The organism is uncultured Rossellomorea sp., from assembly GCF_947488365.1.
In the GTDB taxonomy this organism is placed as follows: domain Bacteria; phylum Bacillota; class Bacilli; order Bacillales; family Bacillaceae_B; genus Rossellomorea.
In genome coordinates this window covers 781,277-801,615 of sequence record NZ_CANKZT010000001.1, presented here as the reverse complement: position 1 = coordinate 801,615, position 20,339 = coordinate 781,277, and the positions used below count along the sequence as shown (strand labels likewise).

17 protein-coding genes are annotated in these 20,339 nt (G+C 41.6%); 15 read left to right on the top strand and 2 right to left on the bottom strand.

Annotation, left to right across the window (positions count from 1 at the left end; genetic code table 11):
• Nucleotides 1-129: 129 nt before the first annotated feature.
• Nucleotides 130-264 (bottom strand): YqzM family protein, encoded by a 135-nt coding sequence (locus Q1B03_RS04295; RefSeq protein ID WP_044339687.1) that lies wholly within the window; start codon nt 262-264, stop codon nt 130-132.
• A gap of 294 nt (nt 265-558) precedes the next feature.
• Here Q1B03_RS04295 and holA point away from each other — a divergent pair, with 294 nt between their 5' ends.
• Nucleotides 559-1,587: a DNA polymerase III subunit delta gene (gene holA / locus Q1B03_RS04290; protein ID WP_299738540.1), complete on the top strand. Its 1,029-nt coding sequence runs from the start codon at nt 559-561 to the stop codon at nt 1,585-1,587.
• Nucleotides 1,588-1,659: 72 nt separating this feature from the next.
• Here the strand turns inward: holA and rpsT are convergent, their stop codons facing one another.
• Nucleotides 1,660-1,911 carry a 30S ribosomal protein S20 gene (rpsT, locus tag Q1B03_RS04285; RefSeq protein ID WP_044339591.1) on the bottom strand — a complete coding sequence of 84 codons (252 nt, stop codon included), beginning with the start codon at nt 1,909-1,911 and terminating at the stop codon, nt 1,660-1,662.
• 201 nt (nt 1,912-2,112) lie between these two features.
• On the opposite strand from rpsT, the gene gpr reads away from it, so the two are divergent.
• The 14 genes from gpr (at nt 2,113) to deoC (ending at nt 20,325) form a co-directional block, all read left to right on the top strand.
• Complete coding sequence (gene gpr, locus Q1B03_RS04280; protein ID WP_299738538.1) at nt 2,113-3,222, top strand: GPR endopeptidase; 1,110 nt, start codon at nt 2,113-2,115, stop codon at nt 3,220-3,222.
• Between the two features lie 468 nt (nt 3,223-3,690).
• Nucleotides 3,691-4,899, top strand: coding sequence for a stage II sporulation protein P (locus tag Q1B03_RS04275; RefSeq protein WP_299738536.1), 1,209 nt, complete (start codon nt 3,691-3,693; stop codon nt 4,897-4,899).
• A 20-nt stretch (nt 4,900-4,919) separates the two neighbouring features.
• Entirely contained in the window at nt 4,920-5,255 is a 336-nt protein-coding gene (locus Q1B03_RS04270; protein ID WP_299738534.1) for a DUF3679 domain-containing protein, read from the top strand.
• A gap of 207 nt (nt 5,256-5,462) precedes the next feature.
• Complete coding sequence (lepA, locus tag Q1B03_RS04265) at nt 5,463-7,298, top strand: translation elongation factor 4 (RefSeq protein ID WP_299739635.1); 1,836 nt, start codon at nt 5,463-5,465, stop codon at nt 7,296-7,298.
• Nucleotides 7,299-7,363: 65 nt separating this feature from the next.
• Nucleotides 7,364-8,521 (top strand): radical SAM family heme chaperone HemW, encoded by a 1,158-nt coding sequence (gene hemW / locus Q1B03_RS04260; RefSeq protein WP_299738532.1) that lies wholly within the window; start codon nt 7,364-7,366, stop codon nt 8,519-8,521.
• Nucleotides 8,522-8,972: 451 nt separating this feature from the next.
• The gene (gene hrcA / locus Q1B03_RS04255; protein WP_044339688.1) at nt 8,973-10,007 is read left to right on the top strand and encodes a heat-inducible transcriptional repressor HrcA; all 1,035 of its coding nucleotides are present in this window, start codon (nt 8,973-8,975) and stop codon (nt 10,005-10,007) included.
• Nucleotides 10,008-10,104: 97 nt separating this feature from the next.
• Nucleotides 10,105-10,671 (top strand): nucleotide exchange factor GrpE, encoded by a 567-nt coding sequence (gene grpE / locus Q1B03_RS04250; RefSeq protein ID WP_299738530.1) that lies wholly within the window; start codon nt 10,105-10,107, stop codon nt 10,669-10,671.
• 39 nt (nt 10,672-10,710) lie between these two features.
• Nucleotides 10,711-12,540, top strand: a complete 1,830-nt coding sequence (dnaK, locus tag Q1B03_RS04245) for a molecular chaperone DnaK (protein ID WP_044339598.1) — start codon at nt 10,711-10,713, stop codon at nt 12,538-12,540.
• Nucleotides 12,541-12,734: 194 nt separating this feature from the next.
• Complete coding sequence (gene dnaJ, locus Q1B03_RS04240; protein ID WP_299738526.1) at nt 12,735-13,862, top strand: molecular chaperone DnaJ; 1,128 nt, start codon at nt 12,735-12,737, stop codon at nt 13,860-13,862.
• Between the two features lie 24 nt (nt 13,863-13,886).
• A complete protein-coding gene (prmA, locus tag Q1B03_RS04235) occupies nt 13,887-14,828 on the top strand; it encodes a 50S ribosomal protein L11 methyltransferase (RefSeq protein ID WP_299738524.1) in 942 nt (313 codons plus the stop codon).
• A gap of 32 nt (nt 14,829-14,860) precedes the next feature.
• Nucleotides 14,861-15,607, top strand: a complete 747-nt coding sequence (locus Q1B03_RS04230; RefSeq protein ID WP_299738522.1) for a 16S rRNA (uracil(1498)-N(3))-methyltransferase — start codon at nt 14,861-14,863, stop codon at nt 15,605-15,607.
• 5 nt (nt 15,608-15,612) lie between these two features.
• A complete protein-coding gene (gene mtaB / locus Q1B03_RS04225) occupies nt 15,613-16,947 on the top strand; it encodes a tRNA (N(6)-L-threonylcarbamoyladenosine(37)-C(2))-methylthiotransferase MtaB (RefSeq protein ID WP_299738520.1) in 1,335 nt (444 codons plus the stop codon).
• A gap of 236 nt (nt 16,948-17,183) precedes the next feature.
• Complete coding sequence (locus Q1B03_RS04220) at nt 17,184-18,848, top strand: alpha-glucosidase (protein ID WP_299738518.1); 1,665 nt, start codon at nt 17,184-17,186, stop codon at nt 18,846-18,848.
• Between the two features lie 805 nt (nt 18,849-19,653).
• Nucleotides 19,654-20,325 (top strand): deoxyribose-phosphate aldolase, encoded by a 672-nt coding sequence (deoC, locus tag Q1B03_RS04215; protein WP_044339604.1) that lies wholly within the window; start codon nt 19,654-19,656, stop codon nt 20,323-20,325.
• Nucleotides 20,326-20,339: the final 14 nt, after the last annotated feature.

The following is a 20,339-nucleotide window of genomic DNA, read 5'->3' as shown; positions in this document are numbered from 1 at the left end:
AGCGCTAATGAAAAAGGGGCAGACCCATCACAAAGAGTCAGGCGCCTTCAAACCATCTGTATGATACACCAGTACCATATATGGCGATTGAAGAAACCGGAATCTTTAAGGTCTGCCTCCTATCTTTCATTAAGAGCCAATTAACTTAATAACAGTTGCAATAACGAACATTGTAGCAAAGAATCCAAAAGAAACAATAAAGCCAACGCCTGAATCTACTGCATCATTTCTTTTTGATTGTACATTCTTTTCAAATTGGTTCACAACTACCCCTCCTATTTCTATTCTAGTATAGAACATCGCTATTAAAAAATCTATACTTCCCTTTACTTTTTCCTTTACTGACAAGAGTTGTCACCTATAAGTTCGCCATCCTGGGTGACACTAATCATTACAAAGGAAATACCGCTTAACGGAAAAGGTTCCTAGGTCTTCTCCGTTAACGTTAATATAGATATAGGGGGTGTCCCATATGACGGATGTCCCCTTTACCCCTTGTCAAAACCAAAAAGCTTTTTTACCATAGAGTAGAGAAAAGAATTAATGGAGAGTGCTGACTTGGTTATTGATATTTGGAAGAAAATGGAGAAATCTCAATTCTCAGCTATATATTTAGTTTACGGAAATGAGTCATTTATTATTAATGAAACGAAACAAAGAATAGTCTCAAGTGCCCTTTCAGAAGAAGAAATGGATTTTAATTTTTCCAGTTATGATCTGGAAGAAACTCCGATAGAAGTAGCGATAGAAGATGCAGAAACCTTTCCGTTTATGGGAGGGAGAAGGGTTGTCATTATCCAAAACCCTGTTTTTTTGACAGCTGAAAAAACAAAAGAGAAGGTAGAGCATAACATTAAACGATTGGAACAATACATACAATCCCCTGCTCCCTATACAGTTCTGGTCTTTACGGCGAATTATGAAAAACTGGACGAGCGTAAGAAGATTACGAAGTCCTTGAAGAAACTGGCAGAAGTCGTAGAGGCAAAAAAGCTGAACGAGTATGAGTTAAAATCGTGGGTAAGAGAACGGGCGGCCTCTAATAGTGTTCAGATAGATGAAGATGCAATTGAATTACTGCTCACCCTCGCTGGAACAAACTTAATGATGCTCACCCAAGAGTTGGACAAACTTTCCTTATATGCAAGCGATACAAATAGAATCGATGTGGAAGTGGTGGAACGATTAACAGCAAGGTCCCTGGAACAAAATATTTTTACCCTAGTGGATAAGGTCGTTCAAAGAAGGATTGATGAGGCATTAAGAATTTATTACGATCTCCTCAAGCAAAATGAAGAGCCATTGAAAATTCTTTCGATCCTGGCAGGACAGTTCAGGCTCATATACGGAACGAAAGAACTATCACGAAGAGGATACGGCCAGCAAAAAATCGCGTCCTACTTGAAAGTTCATCCTTTCCGGGTCAAACTGGCAGCAGGGCAGGCGAAGCACTTCAACGATAAACAACTTGCCCATATCATCGAATTGTTATCACAAGGAGATTACGAAATCAAAACAGGAAAAATCAAAAAAGAATTGATGATTGAAATGTTTTTGTTTAAACTTCATGATCAGAGCTTTACATGAAGACTTTCGATTCGTTAATGATAGAGATCAAAAGAAAAACCACCTGCCCTTGGGGCGAGGTGGTTTTTTCAATTAGTTCGCTTTTTTCATTAGGCGAGACTTTTGACGATCCGCAGCGTTTTTGTGGATAAGACCTTTTTGAGCTGCTTTGTCTAATTGACGAACCGCTTCTGTTGCTAATTCTTTTGCGTTATCTGCGCTGTTAGCAGCTGCAGCTTCTGCTTTCTTGATAGCAGTACGCATTGTAGATTTCACAGCAGCGTTTTGAGCGTTACGCTCGTTGCTAGTTTTTACACGCTTGATAGCTGATTTAATATTTGGCATTCCTGTCACCTCCTATAAAAGGATCGAGATTCTATGTGACTCGATTTAAATTCCTAAACAATAAGAACAAATGATATTTTATCAAACGAACAGTGATATTGCAATACTATGTAGTGAAATTAAACGCGTGAATGAACCCATACGAAAAAGGTAAACATAAAAAATAGTAGATAAGATCCCAAGCTTGGAGGTAGAGTCGAAATGAAGAACGAAGAAATCGATCTAAGTAAATATTCCGTACGTACCGATCTTGCCGTTGAAGCAAGAGAAATGGTGGTCAGTGATAAAGCGGAGGATACGTCATCGATACAAGGTGTCATGATTAAAGAGAAAGAAGAAGATGGGGTGAAAGTTTCCCTTGTCACCGTTACACCTGAAGGGGAAGAGAAAATCGGTAAAAAACCTGGTAATTACTTAACCATCGAGGCTCATGGAATTCGCCAGGAAGATGCAGAACTGCAACAAAGAGTAGAAAAAGTATTTGCGAATGAATTTAATCAGTTTTTAATTAACAATAATATCAGTAAAAATGCAAGCTGCTTGATTGTTGGACTCGGAAACTGGAATGTAACCCCCGATTCATTGGGACCCCGCGTATGTGAGGATATCATCGTGACGAGACATCTTTTTGAACTGCAGCCGGAATCAGTGGAAGAGGGCTATCGACCGGTCAGTGCCCTCGTTCCTGGTGTGATGGGGCTAACGGGAATTGAAACGAGCGATATCATTTTCGGTGTTGTGGAAAAATCCAAACCCGACTTTATCATCGCCATCGATGCCCTTGCTTCCCGTTCCATTGAGCGCGTCAATTCCACCATCCAGATTTCTGATACAGGTATACATCCGGGATCTGGAGTTGGTAATAAACGAAAAGGTCTCGATCAGGAAACGTTAGGTGTTCCGGTTATTGCCATCGGTGTTCCGACCGTACTCGATGCTGTCACCATCGTAAGTGATACAGTGGACTTTCTTTTAAAACATTTTGGAAAAGAGATGAGAGAAGGGGGGCGGCCTTCGAGATCTCTCGCCCCGGCAGGATTAAGCTTCGGTGAAAGAAGAAAATTAACCGAAGAAGATCTTCCGGAAGAACAGCATCGTCAAACATTCATGGGAATTGTGGGGACCCTCGAGGATCAGGAAAAACGAAAACTGATTCATGAGGTGTTAGCTCCGATCGGTCACAACCTGATGGTCACCCCTAAAGAAGTGGACGTGTTCATGGAAGATATGGCCAACCTCATAGCAAGCGGATTGAATGCGGCACTACATGATGCCGTTGATCAGGAAAATACGGGGTATCAGACTAGATAGGTTGAAGATGAAAGTAGCGCCTTAGGGGTAGGTAGTGAACCTTGAGGCGTTTTTTTGTAGTGGATTCATTGGAGAGAAACCATTTCGCCGATATATTAGGAATTTCGCCGTTAAATTGAAAAATTCGCCGATATCCAAAAATGTAGATGGAATATATCTATAAAAAATGGGATTTATATGAAGCTGACACCGGAGATGATAGATAAAAGGAGTGATCTTTACCTGAAAGAGATTAATCCATCTTGAAAATTGCAGTTCTCCCTTCAAAAATTGAAACTTCCTACTCACCTCACTACACCTCACCCTAGCTATCGAACCCCACCCCCACCTTGCCACCCATCCTAAAAATAATAGATTCCCCCGTTTAACTTTCCACCAATAACCTCATAATGACTACTAAATATAGTTCTACTATCTCTAGTAATGACATACATTGTACTAGAGTAGAGTAAAGGAAAGGGTGGGAGAATGAGGTCGTATAAAGCGTCCAATTATGTAGTAGCGATTAATATGTCAACGATACTGAAAGGGATGTTGATATTCGTAGTAGGATTACTCTCCGTTTTTTCGATAACGGGCATCCTCACTTCCTTAAACCCTGAGTATAGAATTACATCGCATTCATTGAATCAAGCGGCTTCCAATGTGAAGGGTGATGCATTATATAAGATCTTGGCATTAGAAAACCGGTCTTTTAATCAAATATTGACTGAAGAAGAGCAGGCTTTACCGAATTTTTCATCCCTCCTTTTTCAGGTGGCTACCAATGTGAGCTTTGAAGATCCCCGAAGCTTCCTGGGGAGAGAACTGCCGGGATTTTCGATTTTTGATGGTGACATTCTAGTGGCCGGGGAGGGGACGGATTTTACGAATATGCCGATCGAATCTGTCCCTCCTCCCGAAGCACTTGAGGCTGGGAATGAAGCACCACTCAAGAATGTAGAGAATTTTAATGAATCGGATCAAAAGAGTGGAGATGTGTCCCCGCCTTTATCAACTGGAGATAAAAAGACGGTTCATCTTTACTTCACACATACCCGTGAATCCTATCTGCCTTACTTGGAGGGAGTAACAAATCCTGATTCAGCCATGCATTCGGAAGTAAATGTCACCAAGGTGGGAGATATGGTGAAGAAGCATTTAGAGGGACTTGGGATTGGAACGACCATCGATAAAACCGATGTGATAGCGAACCTGAACAATAAAGGATTGGATTATTGGGCTGCATATCAGGAGTCCAGGCCCTTAGTCCAGGCTGCCATGACGAGTAATAAAGACTTGCTGTATCTCGTTGACATACATCGTGATTCACAAAGAAGGGCTGTTACGACGGGAACCATTAATGGCAAATCCTATGCCAAGCTCGCGTTTGTAGTCGGGGAAGAGCATCCGAATTTCGAACAGAATTTAAAGGTGGCAACAGAGCTTCATAAGTTATTGGAAGCTAACTATAAAGGTATTTCACGTGGAGTGATTGCGAAAAAGGGAAGCGGTACAAACGGTAAGTTCAATCAGGATCTTTCAAGTAACGCCATGTTACTGGAGTTTGGCGGAGTGGATAATACGTTTGAAGAATTGGAACGATCCGCGCAGGCTTTCGCCGAAGTATTCGCTGATTATTATTGGCAGGCTGAAAAGGTGAATCATATACCTGTCACTCCTGCAGTAAGTCAGTAATAAAAAGGATGAATGAAACCATGACGAAATTCTTTTTTAAATGTGCACTGCTTATATCTGCATTATTTATTGGGGTTCTGATGGGAATGCAGTATGCCAATCAGGGGATTGTGGAAATGAAGGGGCATGAACAGCAGAACTTCACTTCTCCGGTGGGAGTGAGTCAGGACGGGGAAGGGAACGTGGAGGCGTCTTTCCTCGGGAATGAAGTTGAATCCAAAACGTTAAGCGAAAAGAAAGAGAAATTAGAAGATATGAAAGCCTTTAATGCCTTTTCTTCGATCGGGAAAGCACTGGCGAATACCATTGAAAGTATTACCAACGAAATAATGAACTTTATCGCTTCGTTAATCTAAATATAAGCGGGAAGAGAAGGCTGGAAAACAGTACTGCCTTCTCTTTTTGATGTCCAATAATAAGTGGATTTGTGCCATCGAATTAAAAGTGTCCTGCTTTAAAATGGACAATTCCTGCATAGCCCTTTAGTTTACATTGAATAATATATTGTCTACTGCTATAATTCAAAATAGTGTACATGTGTGGAAATAACAGGAGTTGAACGTATAATGAACCGTGAAGAGAAATTAGAAAGACAATCAAGAATTAGAAACTTTTCGATCATTGCTCATATAGATCATGGGAAATCTACCCTTGCCGATCGTATTTTAGAGAAAACGAAAGCACTGACGGCACGAGAAATGAAAGAGCAATTGCTAGATTCAATGGATCTGGAAAGAGAACGTGGAATCACAATCAAATTAAATTCTGTGCAATTAAAGTATCAAGCGAAAGACGGGGAAGAATACATCTTTCATCTCATTGATACACCAGGGCACGTCGACTTTACATACGAAGTATCTCGTAGTTTAGCTGCTTGTGAAGGGGCCATCCTTGTAGTGGATGCTGCTCAAGGGATTGAAGCCCAAACATTGGCGAACGTGTATCTTGCCTTAGATAATAACTTGGAAATCCTTCCAGTTATCAATAAAATCGATCTTCCGGCAGCAGATCCGGAAAGAGTGCGTCAAGAAGTGGAAGACGTGATCGGACTTGATGCATCTGAAGCGGTACTTGCCTCTGCTAAAGCAGGAATCGGGATTGAAGAAATCCTGGAGCAAGTGGTTGAGAAGGTACCTGCACCAGTTGGAGATCCCGATGCGCCATTAAAAGCGCTGATCTTCGATTCCTTATATGATGCATATAGAGGAGTCGTTGCCTACATCCGTGTGATGGAAGGCAGCGTCAAAGTAGGGGATAAGGTTCGTATGATGGCAACAGGGAAAGAGTTTGAAGTGACCGAGATCGGTGTCTTCACTCCGAAAGCGACGGGTCAGAAAGAACTGACAGTCGGGGATGTTGGTTACCTGACGGCCGCTATCAAAAACGTTGGGGACACCCGTGTAGGGGATACCATCACCCTGGCGAAAAACCCTGCACAGGAAGCATTACCTGGATACCGCCGACTGAACCCGATGGTCTATTGCGGTTTATATCCAATCGATTCAAACCGCTATAACGATCTTAGAGAAGCACTTGAAAAGCTTGAATTGAATGACTCTGCACTTCAGTACGAGCCGGAAACATCTCAAGCGTTAGGATTTGGATTCCGTTGTGGATTCTTAGGCCTTCTTCATATGGAAATCATCCAAGAGCGTATTGAGCGTGAATTTAAGATTGACCTTATTACGACAGCGCCAAGTGTTATCTATCATGTTAAGCTGACAGATGGGGAAGAAGTGAAAGTGGATAATCCGTCCATGATGCCGGATCCTCAAAAAGTGGATCATGTTGAAGAGCCTTATGTTAAAGCTACCATCATGGTTCCAAACGATTACGTCGGTGCCGTAATGGAGCTCTGTCAAGGAAAACGAGGTAACTTCATCGACATGCAGTATATGGATGATACGCGAGTGAACATCGTATATGAAATTCCACTTGCTGAAATTGTGTATGATTTCTTCGATCAGCTAAAATCCAATACGAAAGGATATGCTTCATTTGATTATGAGCTGATTGGATACAAAGAATCCAAGCTTGTGAAAATGGATATCCTTTTAAACGCTGAAAATGTCGACGCTTTAAGCTTTATTGTTCACCGCGACTTCGCTTATGAACGCGGGAAGCTAATTGTTGAGAAGTTGAAGGAATTAATTCCAAGACAGCAATTCGAAGTTCCCGTCCAGGCAGCGATCGGTCAAAAGATCGTCGCAAGATCGACCATTAAGGCCATTCGTAAAAACGTTCTGGCAAAATGTTACGGTGGAGATATCTCACGTAAACGTAAACTTCTTGATAAACAAAAAGAAGGTAAAAAACGTATGAAGTCCGTTGGTTCTGTTGAAGTTCCACAAGAGGCCTTTATGGCCGTATTGAAAATGGACGATACAGATAAAAAATAATTGTCTTGATGATAAAGGGGGAAAGTGGCTTGTACTAAACAAGCACTGCTTACCCCCTTTTCTCTATGAATGCCCCCAAAGGAGGGATAAACTTGGTGAAATCAGCTTATATTCATATACCTTTCTGTGAACATATCTGTCACTATTGTGATTTTAATAAAGTCTTTTTAGAAGGACAGCCTGTAAACGAATACTTAACAAGCTTAGGGAATGAAATGAAGCATAGGGTCATGACCCAAGACAAACTTGATACAATTTTTGTCGGGGGCGGCACTCCTACTTCATTGAATGCAAGCCAGCTGGAAACGTTATGCGAATCCATCACTACTCATTTGCCTTTTGATCAGGGTGAATTCACTTTTGAAGCAAACCCTGGAGATTTGACCGAAGATAAACTCCGAGTCTTAAAGGACCACGGTGTGAATCGGTTGAGCTTTGGTGTCCAGTCATTCAATGATGAGCTTCTAAAAGGAATAGGACGCACGCATAAAAGCGAAGATGTGTATACATCTGTGGAAACGGCTCAAAAAGTAGGATTCTCGAATATCAGCATTGATCTGATTTATAGCCTGCCTAAGCAAACAGAGCAAGATTTCCAGGATACATTAAAGAAAGCACTTGACCTTGATCTTCCCCATTACTCGGCTTATTCGCTTATCGTAGAGCCAAAGACGGTTTTCTACAACCTGATGAGAAAAGGGAAGCTGCCACTTCCAACTCAAGATCAGGAAGCGGCCATGTACGAAATCTTGATCGAAACGATGGAGAAATATGGGATCAATCAATATGAAATCAGTAATTTTGCTAAACGGGGATTTGAAAGCCAACATAATCTCGTTTATTGGGACAATAATGAATATTATGGTTTAGGTGCCGGTGCACACGGATATATAAACGGAGTACGTTATTCCAATTACGGTCCCCTAAAAAAATATATGGACCCGATTGCAGAAGGTTTCCTGCCCACCATCCAGCAGCATGAAGTCACCAAAGCCGAAATGATGGAAGAGGAAATGTTCCTCGGCTTACGTAAGGTAGAGGGAGTGAGTAAATCTGTATTCCAGCACAAATTTGGCTGCAGTATCGAATCTGTATTCGGTTCATCCATTGAAGAAATGGAGAAACGAAAACTGCTTACTGTGAATGAAGAGCGGGTTGCGCTTACGAAACAGGGTCGCTTTTTAGGAAACGAAGTATTTCAATCTTTCCTTGGTGTAATCTAATGGATGCATCCTAAAGGTGTATGGTATTTATGTTCGTCTACAGCTAGTAACTCATGCTTAGAAAGTTGATTGGAGCGGAAGGTGCTCGACTCCTGCGGGGATAGCGGGAAAGTAGGAAAAGCGGAGGCGGCTCGACCAGCCCCGACAAGCATAAGGTGAATGGGCCGGGAAGGCGTTTCTTGCCTTCTTGGGCCATTTAGCTTATGACCTCGAGGGGCTAGCCGCCGGAGCTAGACAGTTGAGACCTCACAGCGAAGCCCGAGGAGGCTCAACTCACGCCCCGCGGAAAGCGAGCACCTGAAGCGGAAATCAACCACTACTCGCTTTTTCAAAAGCAACTGACTTTACGAAAAGAGCCAATCTAATATATTGACATCCCTTTTCTGATTTGATAATTTATTAATTAGATTTAGCACTCATCAGAAGAGAGTGCTAACAGGGGTGATGAATGTTGTTAACAGATCGACAACTTCTAATTCTTCAAGTGATCATTGATGATTTTATTCTATCAGCTCAGCCTGTCGGTTCCAGGAGCTTGTCCAAGAAGGATGAGATTTCGTTCAGTTCGGCTACGATTCGAAATGAAATGGCTGATTTGGAGGAATTGGGTTTTATTGAAAAAACACATACTTCTTCAGGACGTGTTCCATCTGAAAAGGGTTATCGTTATTACGTGGATCACTTGCTTTCTCCTCAGAAATTAAAGAAGAACGATGTTCATGCATTACGCTCTATTTTCACAGAGCGAATATATGAATTGGAGAAAGTGGTCCAGAAATCGGCAAAGATTCTATCAGAGCTGACGAATTATACGACAATCGTATTAGGACCTGATTTGAAGGAGAATAAGCTGAAGAAAATTCAACTTATCCCTCTGAACAAAGATACGGCTATTGCCATTATCGTGACGGATAACGGGCATGTTGAAAATAAACTGTTCCACATCCCGCCTACAATGGACGCAGCAGAGCTTGAGAAGCTCGTGTACATCCTGAATGACCGGCTATCGGGGGTCCCGATTAGTGAATTGAACGATAAAATCTTTAAGGAAGTCGCTCTTTTACTTAGAGAGCATATTCAGAACTATGATTTTATCCTCCACTCCATCACGGACTCTTTTAATCCATCGGTCACAGATAAGCTGTTCTTTGGAGGGAAAACCAATATACTTAATCAGCCTGAGTTTAATGATGTCCAAAAGGTTCGTATGCTCCTTGAAATGATTGAACAGGAAGAGAGTATCTACAACTTGATTCGGCCTTCCGCTACAGGATTGAATATTAAGATTGGGAAAGAAAATGATCATCTTGCTATGGAGAATTGTAGTCTCATAACCGCTACTTATTCTATTGGTAAAGAACAATTAGGTTCCATTGCGATTATCGGGCCTACTCGAATGGAGTATTCCCGTGTCGTTAGTTTACTTAATTTCTTTTCAAATGATATGTCCAAGGTTCTTACGAAACTGTATCAAAGTGAAGATTAGTGGACATATTGTATAAAGGAAAAAAGGCCCCCGGAAGCAGGTTTGATTGACTTCCGGCGCCTTGAATTGGTCGCAGATTTTTAAGGAGGTGAATGTTATGTCTGAAGAAACAAAACAAGAACAGCAAGAAGCAAAAGAGGAAAAAAGCGAAGCGGTTGAAGAAGTATTCGCTGAAGAACCTCAAGTAGAAGTAGTAACAGAAGAAGAACACGAATCAGATGAGCTTTCACAATTAGAAGAAAAGCTGAATGAGTCTGAAAATCGTTATCTTCGTTTAAGAGCTGATTTCGATAACTTCCGCCGACGCGTAAATGTTGAAAACGAAGCGAAGGAGAAATATCGTGCTCAAGGTCTGATTACTGAACTATTGCCAGCACTTGATAATTTCGAGCGTGCTTTAAATATAGAAGCTGATAATGATCAAACGAAAACACTGCTACAAGGAATGGAAATGGTTCACAGAAGCATTGTTGAAGCCCTTAAGAAAGAGGGAGTAGAGCCAATTGAATCAGTAGGTCAACAGTTTGATCCTCATTTGCATCAAGCTGTTATGCAAACAGAAGAGGAAAACGTCGATAGCAATGTTGTTGTTGAGGAATTCCAAAAAGGATACAAACTGAAAGACAGAGTAATTCGTCCTTCCATGGTGAAGGTCAATCAATAATAAAGACATTACATATACAAATTAGGGAGGTTTCTTACTATGAGTAAAATAATCGGTATTGACTTAGGTACGACAAACTCATGTGTATCAGTACTTGAAGGCGGAGAGCCAAAGGTCATTGCAAATGCAGAAGGAAACCGCACAACTCCTTCAGTTGTTGCGTTCAAAAATGGTGAAAAGCAGGTTGGGGAAGTAGCGAAGCGTCAAGCCATCACGAATCCAAACACGATCATCTCAGTGAAACGTCACATGGGGACAGATCACAAAGTAGAAGCTGAAGGAAAAGAATATACGCCACAAGAAATTTCAGCTATGATTCTTCAACATTTAAAATCATATGCAGAAGACTATCTTGGGGAAAAAGTTGAAAAAGCGGTTATCACAGTACCTGCTTACTTCAATGATGCAGAACGTCAAGCTACAAAAGACGCCGGGAAAATCGCGGGTCTTGAAGTTGAGCGTATCATCAACGAACCAACGGCAGCTGCACTGGCATACGGCTTAGACAAGATGGACCAAGATCAAACGATCCTTGTTTATGACCTTGGTGGCGGTACATTTGACGTATCCATCCTTGAACTTGGTGACGGTGTATTCGAAGTACGTTCTACTGCCGGCGACAACCGACTAGGTGGAGACGACTTTGACCAAGTGATCATCGATTATCTTGTAGCTGAATTCAAAAAAGAGAACGGCATCGACCTTTCTAAAGATAAAATGGCTCTTCAACGTCTTAAAGACGCTGCTGAGAAAGCGAAGAAAGATCTTTCAGGAGTTACTTCAACTCAGATCTCACTTCCATTCATCACGGCTGGAGAAGCTGGACCACTTCACCTGGAAGTGACTCTTTCAAGAGCGAAATTCGATGAAATCTCTTCAGATCTTGTAGAACGTACAATGGGTCCAACTCGTCAAGCGATGAAAGATGCTGGTCTTTCTGCAAGTGAAATCGATAAAATCATTCTTGTTGGTGGGTCAACTCGTATCCCGGCTGTACAAGAAGCGATCAGAAAAGAAACAGGTAAAGAGCCATCTAAAGGTGTTAACCCTGACGAAGTTGTAGCGATGGGGGCAGCGATTCAAGGTGGAGTTCTGACTGGAGACGTAAAAGACGTTGTCTTACTTGACGTTACACCACTATCACTTGGTATCGAAACAATGGGTGGCGTATCAACGAAGTTGATCGAGCGTAACACTACGATCCCGACGTCTAAATCACAAACATTCTCAACTGCTGCGGATAATCAGACAGCTGTTGATATCCATGTATTACAAGGTGAGCGCCCAATGGCTGCTGATAACAAAACGCTAGGTCGTTTCCAATTAGCGGACATTCCGCCGGCACCACGGGGCGTACCTCAAATCGAAGTGAAATTCGATATTGATAAGAACGGTATCGTGAATGTAAGTGCGAAGGACCTTGGAACAGGTAAAGAGCAAAACATCACAATCAAATCTTCTACAGGTCTTTCAGATGATGAAGTAGAACGCATGGTGAAGGAAGCAGAAGAAAATGCCGAAGCGGATAAAAAACGTAAAGAGGAAGTTGAACTTCGCAACGAAGCCGACCAACTTGTATTCCAAACGGAAAAAACGTTAAAAGATCTTGAAGGCAAAGTAGAAGAAGATGAAGTGAAAAAAGCGGAAGATGCGAAAGCTGAACTGAAAGAAGCGATCGAGAAAGACGATTTAGATCTTATCCGTGAAAAGAAAGATGCATTACAGGAAATCGTTCAAAGCTTAACGATGAAGCTTTATGAGCAGGCTCAAGCGGAAGCTCAAGCAGCTCAAGGAGCAGAAGGCGAAGCTTCGAAAGACGACGATGTAGTCGACGCTGAATACGAAGAAGTAAACGACGACAAGAAATAATCCAGAATGAACGAAAAAGTCAAAGTCAGGGCGGTTCTTGGCTTTGACTTTTTCTATGATTGAAGAGAGTGGAAGATGATTCAATTCATCTAACAGACACAATCAAATATAAGGAATGTTGAGTTTTTATTGATAATAGTCGAAGCTCAATGTTAAAATAACCTTTATGCAAAGGATTCGGGAGTGGTGTTTTAATGAGTAAACGGGACTATTATGAGGTACTCGGTGTCGGAAAAGATGCCTCAAAAGACGAAATGAAGAAAGCATACCGCAAGCTCTCCAAAAAATATCATCCGGATATTAATAAAGAAGCGGATGCGGACGAGAAATTCAAAGAAATATCGGAAGCCTATGAAGTATTAAGTGATGATCAGAAACGTGCACAATATGATCGTTTTGGACATACGGACCCTAACCAAGGTTTCGGCGGTGGCGCAGACTTTGGCGGCGGCGGTTTCGGTGGTTTCGAAGACATCTTTAATACGTTCTTCGGTGGCGGCGGAGGCCGCAGAAGAGATCCGAATGCCCCTAGACAAGGTGCGGACCTTCAGTATACGATGTCTCTGACATTTGAAGAAGCGGTATTTGGAAAAGAAACAGAAATCGAGATTCCGAGAGAGGAAGAATGTGACACTTGCCATGGTTCTGGTGCGAAGCCGGGAACAAAGGTCAATACATGTTCTCACTGTAATGGATCTGGTCAATTAAACGTGGAACAAAATACACCGTTCGGCCGCATTGTGAACAGACGCGTTTGTCACTACTGTAACGGTACAGGTAAACAAATCAAGGAAAAATGTTCTACATGTGGCGGTGCTGGTAAAGTACAGAAGCGCCGTAAAATCTCTGTGAAAATTCCGGCTGGTATCGATGATGGTCAACAGCTGCGTGTTACTGGTCAAGGTGAACCAGGTATAAATGGTGGACCAGCGGGTGACTTGTACGTTGTCTTCCACGTTCGCTCACATGATTTCTTCGAACGTAACGGAGATGATATTTATTGCGAAATGCCTGTGACGTTTGCACAAGCTGCATTAGGTGATGAAATTGAGGTACCAACGCTGCACGGAAAAGTAAAGCTGAAAGTACCTGCGGGAACTCAAACAAGCACGAGATTCCGTTTGAAAGGTAAAGGAGTACCGAATGTACGTGGATACGGTACAGGTGATCAGCATGTTCAAGTGAAGGTGGTTACTCCTTCTAAATTAACGGATAAGCAAAAGCAACTATTAAGAGAGTTTGCGGATATTAGCGGACAGGTACCAGACGAACAGCATGAAAGCTTTTTTGATAAAGTAAAAAAAGCCTTTAAAGGCGAATAACTAAAGAACGGAGTTGGTAGATCAATGAAATGGTCAGAAATCAGTATTCTTACTACGAATGAAGCGATTGAACCTATTTCAAACATTCTTCATGAATCTGGAGCAAGCGGTGTGGTCATTGAAGACCCTGCCGAATTAATTAAGGAAAGAGAAGATATGTTTGGAGAGATCTACCAACTCAATCCTGATGATTATCCGAGTGAAGGTGTCTTAGTCAAAGCGTATTTACCCGTAAATAGCTTTCTTGGTGAAACCGTTGATGAGATCAAGCAGGGCATTACGAACCTGGTTACGTATGATATCGACATTGGTGAAAACAAAGTGGAGATTTCAGAAGTGAATGAGGAAGAATGGGCAACGGCGTGGAAGAAATACTACCATCCTGTGAAGATCTCCGATAAATTTACAATCGTCCCTACTTGGGAAGACTATACACCGGTTCACAGTGACGAACTCATCATTGAACTGGATCCAGGAATGGCATTCGGGACAGGAACTCATCCTACAACGGTCATGTGTATCCAGGCTCTTGAGAGAATCGTTAAAGAACATGATACGGTCATCGATGTAGGAACAGGTTCAGGTGTATTATCCATTGCTGCTGCACAGTTGGCTGCAGACAATGTAAGAGCGTATGACCTGGATGAAGTGGCTGTTCGTTCAGCAAGACTAAACGTGAAGCTGAACAAAGTCCAACAAACTGTGACGGTCGACGAGAACAATTTATTGAATGGCGTTACAGGGCAAGCCGATGTGATTGTAGCGAACATTTTGGCTGAAATCATTTTACGCTTTACAGATGATGCCTACGAACTTGTGAAACCGGGCGGATTCTTTATCACCTCTGGGATTATCCAGCCTAAGAAGCAAGAAGTACGTGACGCACTGGAGACTGCCGGATTTATAATAGAAGAAATTATGGTTATGGAAGACTGGGTCGCTATTATCGCTAAGAAGCCTATGTAAAGGCAAGTAAAAAACGGTGGAGTTGAAACTGTATGCAACGATATTTTATAGATGACATATATCGAGAAAATGATCCGATTACGATAACAGGGGATGACTATCATCATATTGTTCGTGTCATGAGAATGAAGGAAGATGATGAAGTATTTGCTGTTTTCAAGGATCAAGCATCAGCGCTTGCCCGTATTGAAACGATTTCCAGTGACGCAGTAGAACTATCAATAGTAAAATGGGAAACAACGACGAAAGAATTACCAATTAAAGTAACCATTGCGAGCGGACTGCCGAAAGGGGATAAATTGGAGTTGATTTTCCAAAAGGGAACAGAGCTTGGAGCCACTCAATTTATCCCTTTTAATGCGGATCGCTCCATTGTGAAGTGGGACGATAAGAAAGCAAGGAAAAAGGTAGAGCGATGGGAGAAAATCGTCAAGGAAGCAGCTGAACAGTCTCATAGACTCCTTGTTCCCGATGTATCTGCACCCATTTCATTGAAACAATTAATACAGGCGCAGTTTGATTTCAAACTGATCGCTTATGAAGAAGAAGCAAGAGCTGGAGAAAAAGGAAATCTTTCAAAGGTGTTATCGACGATTGAGAATGGACAAAGTGTCCTGGTCGTATTCGGTCCTGAAGGTGGATTAACGGAAAAAGAAGTAGAGATGTGTAAGAGCGCAGGATTTATTTCCTGTGGTTTAGGTCCCAGAATCTTACGGACGGAGACTGCTCCATTGTATGTCCTATCAGCCATCAGCTATCAATTAGAACTTATGAGGTGATTGTAATGCCATCAGTAGCGTTTCACACTCTAGGGTGTAAAGTGAACCACTACGAAACAGAAGCCATTTGGCAACTATTTAAAGAAGAAGGATACGAACGTGTAGAATATGATTCGATCGCAGATGTATATGTCATTAACACATGCACGGTAACGAATACAGGGGATAAGAAAAGCAGACAGGTCATTCGTCGTGCCATCCGTAAGAACCCTGACGGTGTGATTTGTGTAACAGGGTGCTACGCTCAAACATCCCCTGCCGAAATTATGGCGATTCCGGGCGTTGATGTCGTGGTTGGTACCCAAGACCGAAGAAAAATGTTAACGTACATTGAAGAATATAAACAAGAACGCCAACCAATCAATGGTGTTACAAACATTATGAAAAATCGTGTATATGAAGAGCTGGATGTTCCGGCATTCACGGATCGTACTCGTGCCTCTCTTAAAATCCAGGAAGGGTGCAATAACTTCTGTACATTCTGTATTATTCCATGGGCTCGTGGACTTATGAGATCCCGTGACCCTGAAGAAGTGATTCATCAAGCTCAACAGCTTGTGGATGCAGGGTATAAAGAGATTGTCCTGACAGGAATTCACACAGGTGGATACGGAGAGGACATGAAAGACTACAACCTTGCCATGCTTCTTAAAGACTTGGAGCAAAAAGTGAAGGGTCTGAAAAGAATTCGTATCTCTTCCATCGAAGCCAGTCAACTGACGGATGAAGTCATTGAAGTGATTGATCAATCCAATATTGTTGTCAGACACTTACACATTCCACTTCAATCAGGATCCAATACGGTCCTTAAGAGAATGCGCAGAAAGTATACGATGGAATTCTTTGCAGAGCGCTTGGAAAAGCTTAAAAAGGCTTTACCGGGTCTTGCAGTTACATCTGATGTCATTGTCGGTTTCCCTGGTGAAACGGAAGAAGAATTTATGGAAACATATAACTTCATCAATGAACATAAATTCTCAGAGCTTCATGTGTTCCCATACTCGAAGCGAACAGGTACACCTGCAGCACGTATGGACGACCAAATCGATGAAGATATCAAGAACGAACGAGTTCATCGTTTGATTGAACTTTCGAATCAATTAGCGAAAGAATACGCTTCTCAGTTTGAAAATGAAGTATTAGAGGTTATCCCTGAAGAAATTTACCAAGATGATCTCTATGTTGGATACACGGATAATTACTTGAAAGTGGTTTTCCCTGCAACGGAAGACATGGTAGGAAAGCTTGTGAAAGTGAAAATCGCGAAAGCAGGCTATCCTTTAAACGAAGGTCAATTTGTACGTGTACTTGAAGAAACAGAAGAAAAAGCCGCAATTTAACGATCAAGGCACCTGACAATGGTTGGGTGCTTTTTTGTTTTTGCACAATAATACTTTGTAACCACTTTCTTTTTTTTGCTTAGAATCAATTTATCTATTGATAAGTGAAGAAGAAGGTTGTAAACTATTAATGTCAATATATTAAATGAAATGGTTCTTTTTTTTAAACTAATAGTGCAAACGATTGCATTAAATGTAAGCGTTTGTATCTTACTATACTTTGATGAGGTGTTACGATGAAAAAGGCATGGCGTAAAGAAGCGGTAGGCTATCAAATCTATCCTAGAAGTTTTCAGGATTCAAACGGAGACGGAATTGGCGACTTACAGGGCGTGATTCAACGTTTGGATTATATTAAAGAATTAGGTATCGATGTGATCTGGATTTGTCCAATGTACAAATCACCTAATGATGATAATGGATATGATATTTCAGATTATCAGGATATCATGGAGGATTTCGGTACGATGGAAGACTTCGATCAACTCCTTAAAGAGGTCCATAAGAGAGATATGAAGCTGATCATCGATCTTGTGCTTAACCATACAAGTGACGAACATCCATGGTTTATTGAGTCTAAGAGTTCTAAAGACAATCCAAAACGTGATTGGTATATTTGGAGAGATGGGGTCAAAGGCAAGGAGCCGAATAACTGGGAGAGCATCTTTGGAGGGTCGGCATGGAAGTATGACGAAGAAACAGATCAATATTTCCTTCACGTATTCTCTACGAAGCAGCCTGATTTGAACTGGGAAAATGAAGAAGTGCGCGATGCTCTTTATGATACTGTCAACTGGTGGCTTGATAAAGGAATCGATGGCTTTAGAATCGATGCCATCAGCCATATTAAGAAACGTCCGGGTCTTCCTGATATGCCAAATCCGAAAAAGCAAAAATACGTTTCTTCTTTCGATATGCATATGAACCAAAAAGGGATTCATACGTTCCTTCAAGAATTCAAAGATCGGACGTATGGAAATTATGATGTCATGTCTGTAGGAGAAGCGAATGGCGTGAAGGCTGATGAAGCAGAACTATGGGTTGGTAAAGAAAACGGTAAAATGGATATGATCTTCCAATTCGAACATCTAGGTTTATGGGACGCTGAAACAAATCCTGACCTGGACATCGTCGAATTGAAAAAGGTGCTCTCGCGTTGGCAAAAAGGACTTGAAGGCAACGGCTGGAATGCACTATTCATTGAAAATCATGATAAACCCCGCGTTGTGTCCACTTGGGGGAACGACAAAGAATACTGGAAAGAAAGTGCCACAGCTATGGCAACCATGTATTTCTTAATGCAGGGAACACCGTTCATTTACCAGGGACAAGAAATTGGCATGACGAATGTTCAATTTCCTTCCATTGAAGATTATGATGATGTAGCAGTCAAGAATTTATATCGTCTTAAGCGTGAAGAAGGCGTATCTCATAAGGATATTATGGAAATCATCTGGGCATCATCCCGTGACAACAGCAGAACGCCAATGCAATGGTCAGACGGTGAAAACAGCGGGTTTACTAGCGGAACACCTTGGATGAAAGTGAATCCAAACTATAAAACAATCAATGTAAAAGCTCAGGAAAAGGATGAAAAATCCATCCTGAATTTCTACAAAAAGATGATCCAATTAAAGAAAAATGAAGATGTCTTCACGTACGGAATCTATGACCTGCTACTTGAAAAAGACAAGCAAATTTATGCTTATACCCGCACAGGTGAAGATCAATCCATGATCGTGATCACAAACCTTTCCACCAAGAACACCGTTTGTGACCTTAAAGACTTAGAAGTATCTTCATCGGACCTTTTACTGAATAACTATGATGTAGACAGCCATGAAAATGTAAGCAAGTTAACTCTTAAGCCATATGAGGCGAGAGTGTATCGTTTGAAATAATGAGGATTGCAACCCTGGTGATTGAATACCGGGGTTGTTTTTCATTGGCTCTATTCTTAAAAATTGTTGTTATTTAAGAGAAGGAAACAGGTAGAGTGATCAAAACTTAGACCGTTCCTTTCCGCTCCAGGCACTTGCTTTCCGCGGGGAGGAAGTCGAGCCTCCTCGACGTTCCGTCTGTGGGGTCTCGACCTTTCCTCTATATCCCGCAGGAGTCAAGTGCCTTCCGCTACAATCCACTTTGTTCTTCTACATTCTGAATGCCTAATAATATAGATAGACGGACTTGGGTTGAATTTACGGTTGCTTTGGATTAAAACCAAGAAGGACATCGAAACGCAAGAAGAAGGTCACTGATAAATCTAATCAACTTTTTCAACTTGAAGTAATTCTAATAAAATCAATATAAATTTCTTTGGAAAACAACCTCATTTAAAGAGAGTAGTGGTCGATTTCCTCTTGTGTAATTCTGTTTTCTTAAGATTGTTTTTTTGTCCCTATAAGCTCTGACACGAATATTTCTTATAGATGGTGAGGGGAACTGCGTAGACTCCTGCGGAAGAACGGCCGTACGTCCGTGGAAAGCGAAGCGGTTCCCCTCACCATCTAAGCACACACACTGGTTGACGGAGCACCTTGCACCTTGGCAGACTTTATGTTAGAAAACAACAAACTTTGTTAAAAGAGAATTAAAAAATGAAAAGGTTTTCTTTTTTTGGAGATGCTATGAAGAAATGCTCGTCTTTTTCTCTTTGATTTGATATGATAGGAGAGGTACGGACAACTGTTAAAGGAGAGATAATGAATGACTACGAACATTGCAAGTATGATTGATCATACTTTACTTAAACCTGAATCAACGAAAGACCAAGTAGAAGTACTTTGCCAGGAAGCAAAAGAATTCAAGTTTGCTTCTGTGTGCGTTAACCCAACATGGGTTCAATATTCAAGCGAATTATTAAGCGGTACTGAAGTAAAAGTGTGTACAGTTATCGGTTTCCCACTGGGAGCTTCTACACCTGAAACGAAAGCATTCGAAACAAAAGATGCAATCGAAAAGGGAGCAACAGAGGTAGATATGGTCATCAATATCGGCGCATTAAAAAGTGGCGACCATGAACTGGTTAAGCGTGATATCGAAGCTGTTGTGGCAGCATCTAAAGGTAAAGCACTTTCAAAAGTAATCATCGAAACGTGCCTACTGACGGACGAAGAAAAAGTGAAGGCCTGCCAATTGGCTGTAGAAGCTGGAGCAGATTATGTGAAAACATCTACAGGTTTCTCTACTGGAGGAGCGACTGTGGAAGATATCGCTCTTATGAGAAAAACGGTTGGACCTGAAATCGGTGTGAAAGCTTCAGGTGGCGTACGCTCTGCTGAGGATGCACAAGCGATGATTGAAGCTGGAGCTACTCGTCTGGGAGCGAGCTCTGGTGTGAAAATCGTACAAGGCTTAACAAGTGACTCTGACTATTAATAAAAAAAGCTGAT

Coding starts and splice junctions, on each gene's coding strand:
- rpsT (WP_044339591.1), bottom strand. CDS start 1,911: ATGCCAAATATTAAATCAGCTATCAAGCGTGTAAAAACTAGCAACGAG.
- gpr (WP_299738538.1), top strand. CDS start 2,113: ATGAAGAACGAAGAAATCGATCTAAGTAAATATTCCGTACGTACCGAT.
- Q1B03_RS04275 (WP_299738536.1), top strand. CDS start 3,691: ATGAGGTCGTATAAAGCGTCCAATTATGTAGTAGCGATTAATATGTCA.
- Q1B03_RS04270 (WP_299738534.1), top strand. CDS start 4,920: ATGACGAAATTCTTTTTTAAATGTGCACTGCTTATATCTGCATTATTT.
- hemW (WP_299738532.1), top strand. CDS start 7,364: ATGAATGCCCCCAAAGGAGGGATAAACTTGGTGAAATCAGCTTATATT.
- grpE (WP_299738530.1), top strand. CDS start 10,105: ATGTCTGAAGAAACAAAACAAGAACAGCAAGAAGCAAAAGAGGAAAAA.
- dnaK (WP_044339598.1), top strand. CDS start 10,711: ATGAGTAAAATAATCGGTATTGACTTAGGTACGACAAACTCATGTGTA.
- dnaJ (WP_299738526.1), top strand. CDS start 12,735: ATGAGTAAACGGGACTATTATGAGGTACTCGGTGTCGGAAAAGATGCC.
- prmA (WP_299738524.1), top strand. CDS start 13,887: ATGAAATGGTCAGAAATCAGTATTCTTACTACGAATGAAGCGATTGAA.
- Q1B03_RS04230 (WP_299738522.1), top strand. CDS start 14,861: ATGCAACGATATTTTATAGATGACATATATCGAGAAAATGATCCGATT.
- mtaB (WP_299738520.1), top strand. CDS start 15,613: ATGCCATCAGTAGCGTTTCACACTCTAGGGTGTAAAGTGAACCACTAC.
- Q1B03_RS04220 (WP_299738518.1), top strand. CDS start 17,184: ATGAAAAAGGCATGGCGTAAAGAAGCGGTAGGCTATCAAATCTATCCT.
- deoC (WP_044339604.1), top strand. CDS start 19,654: ATGACTACGAACATTGCAAGTATGATTGATCATACTTTACTTAAACCT.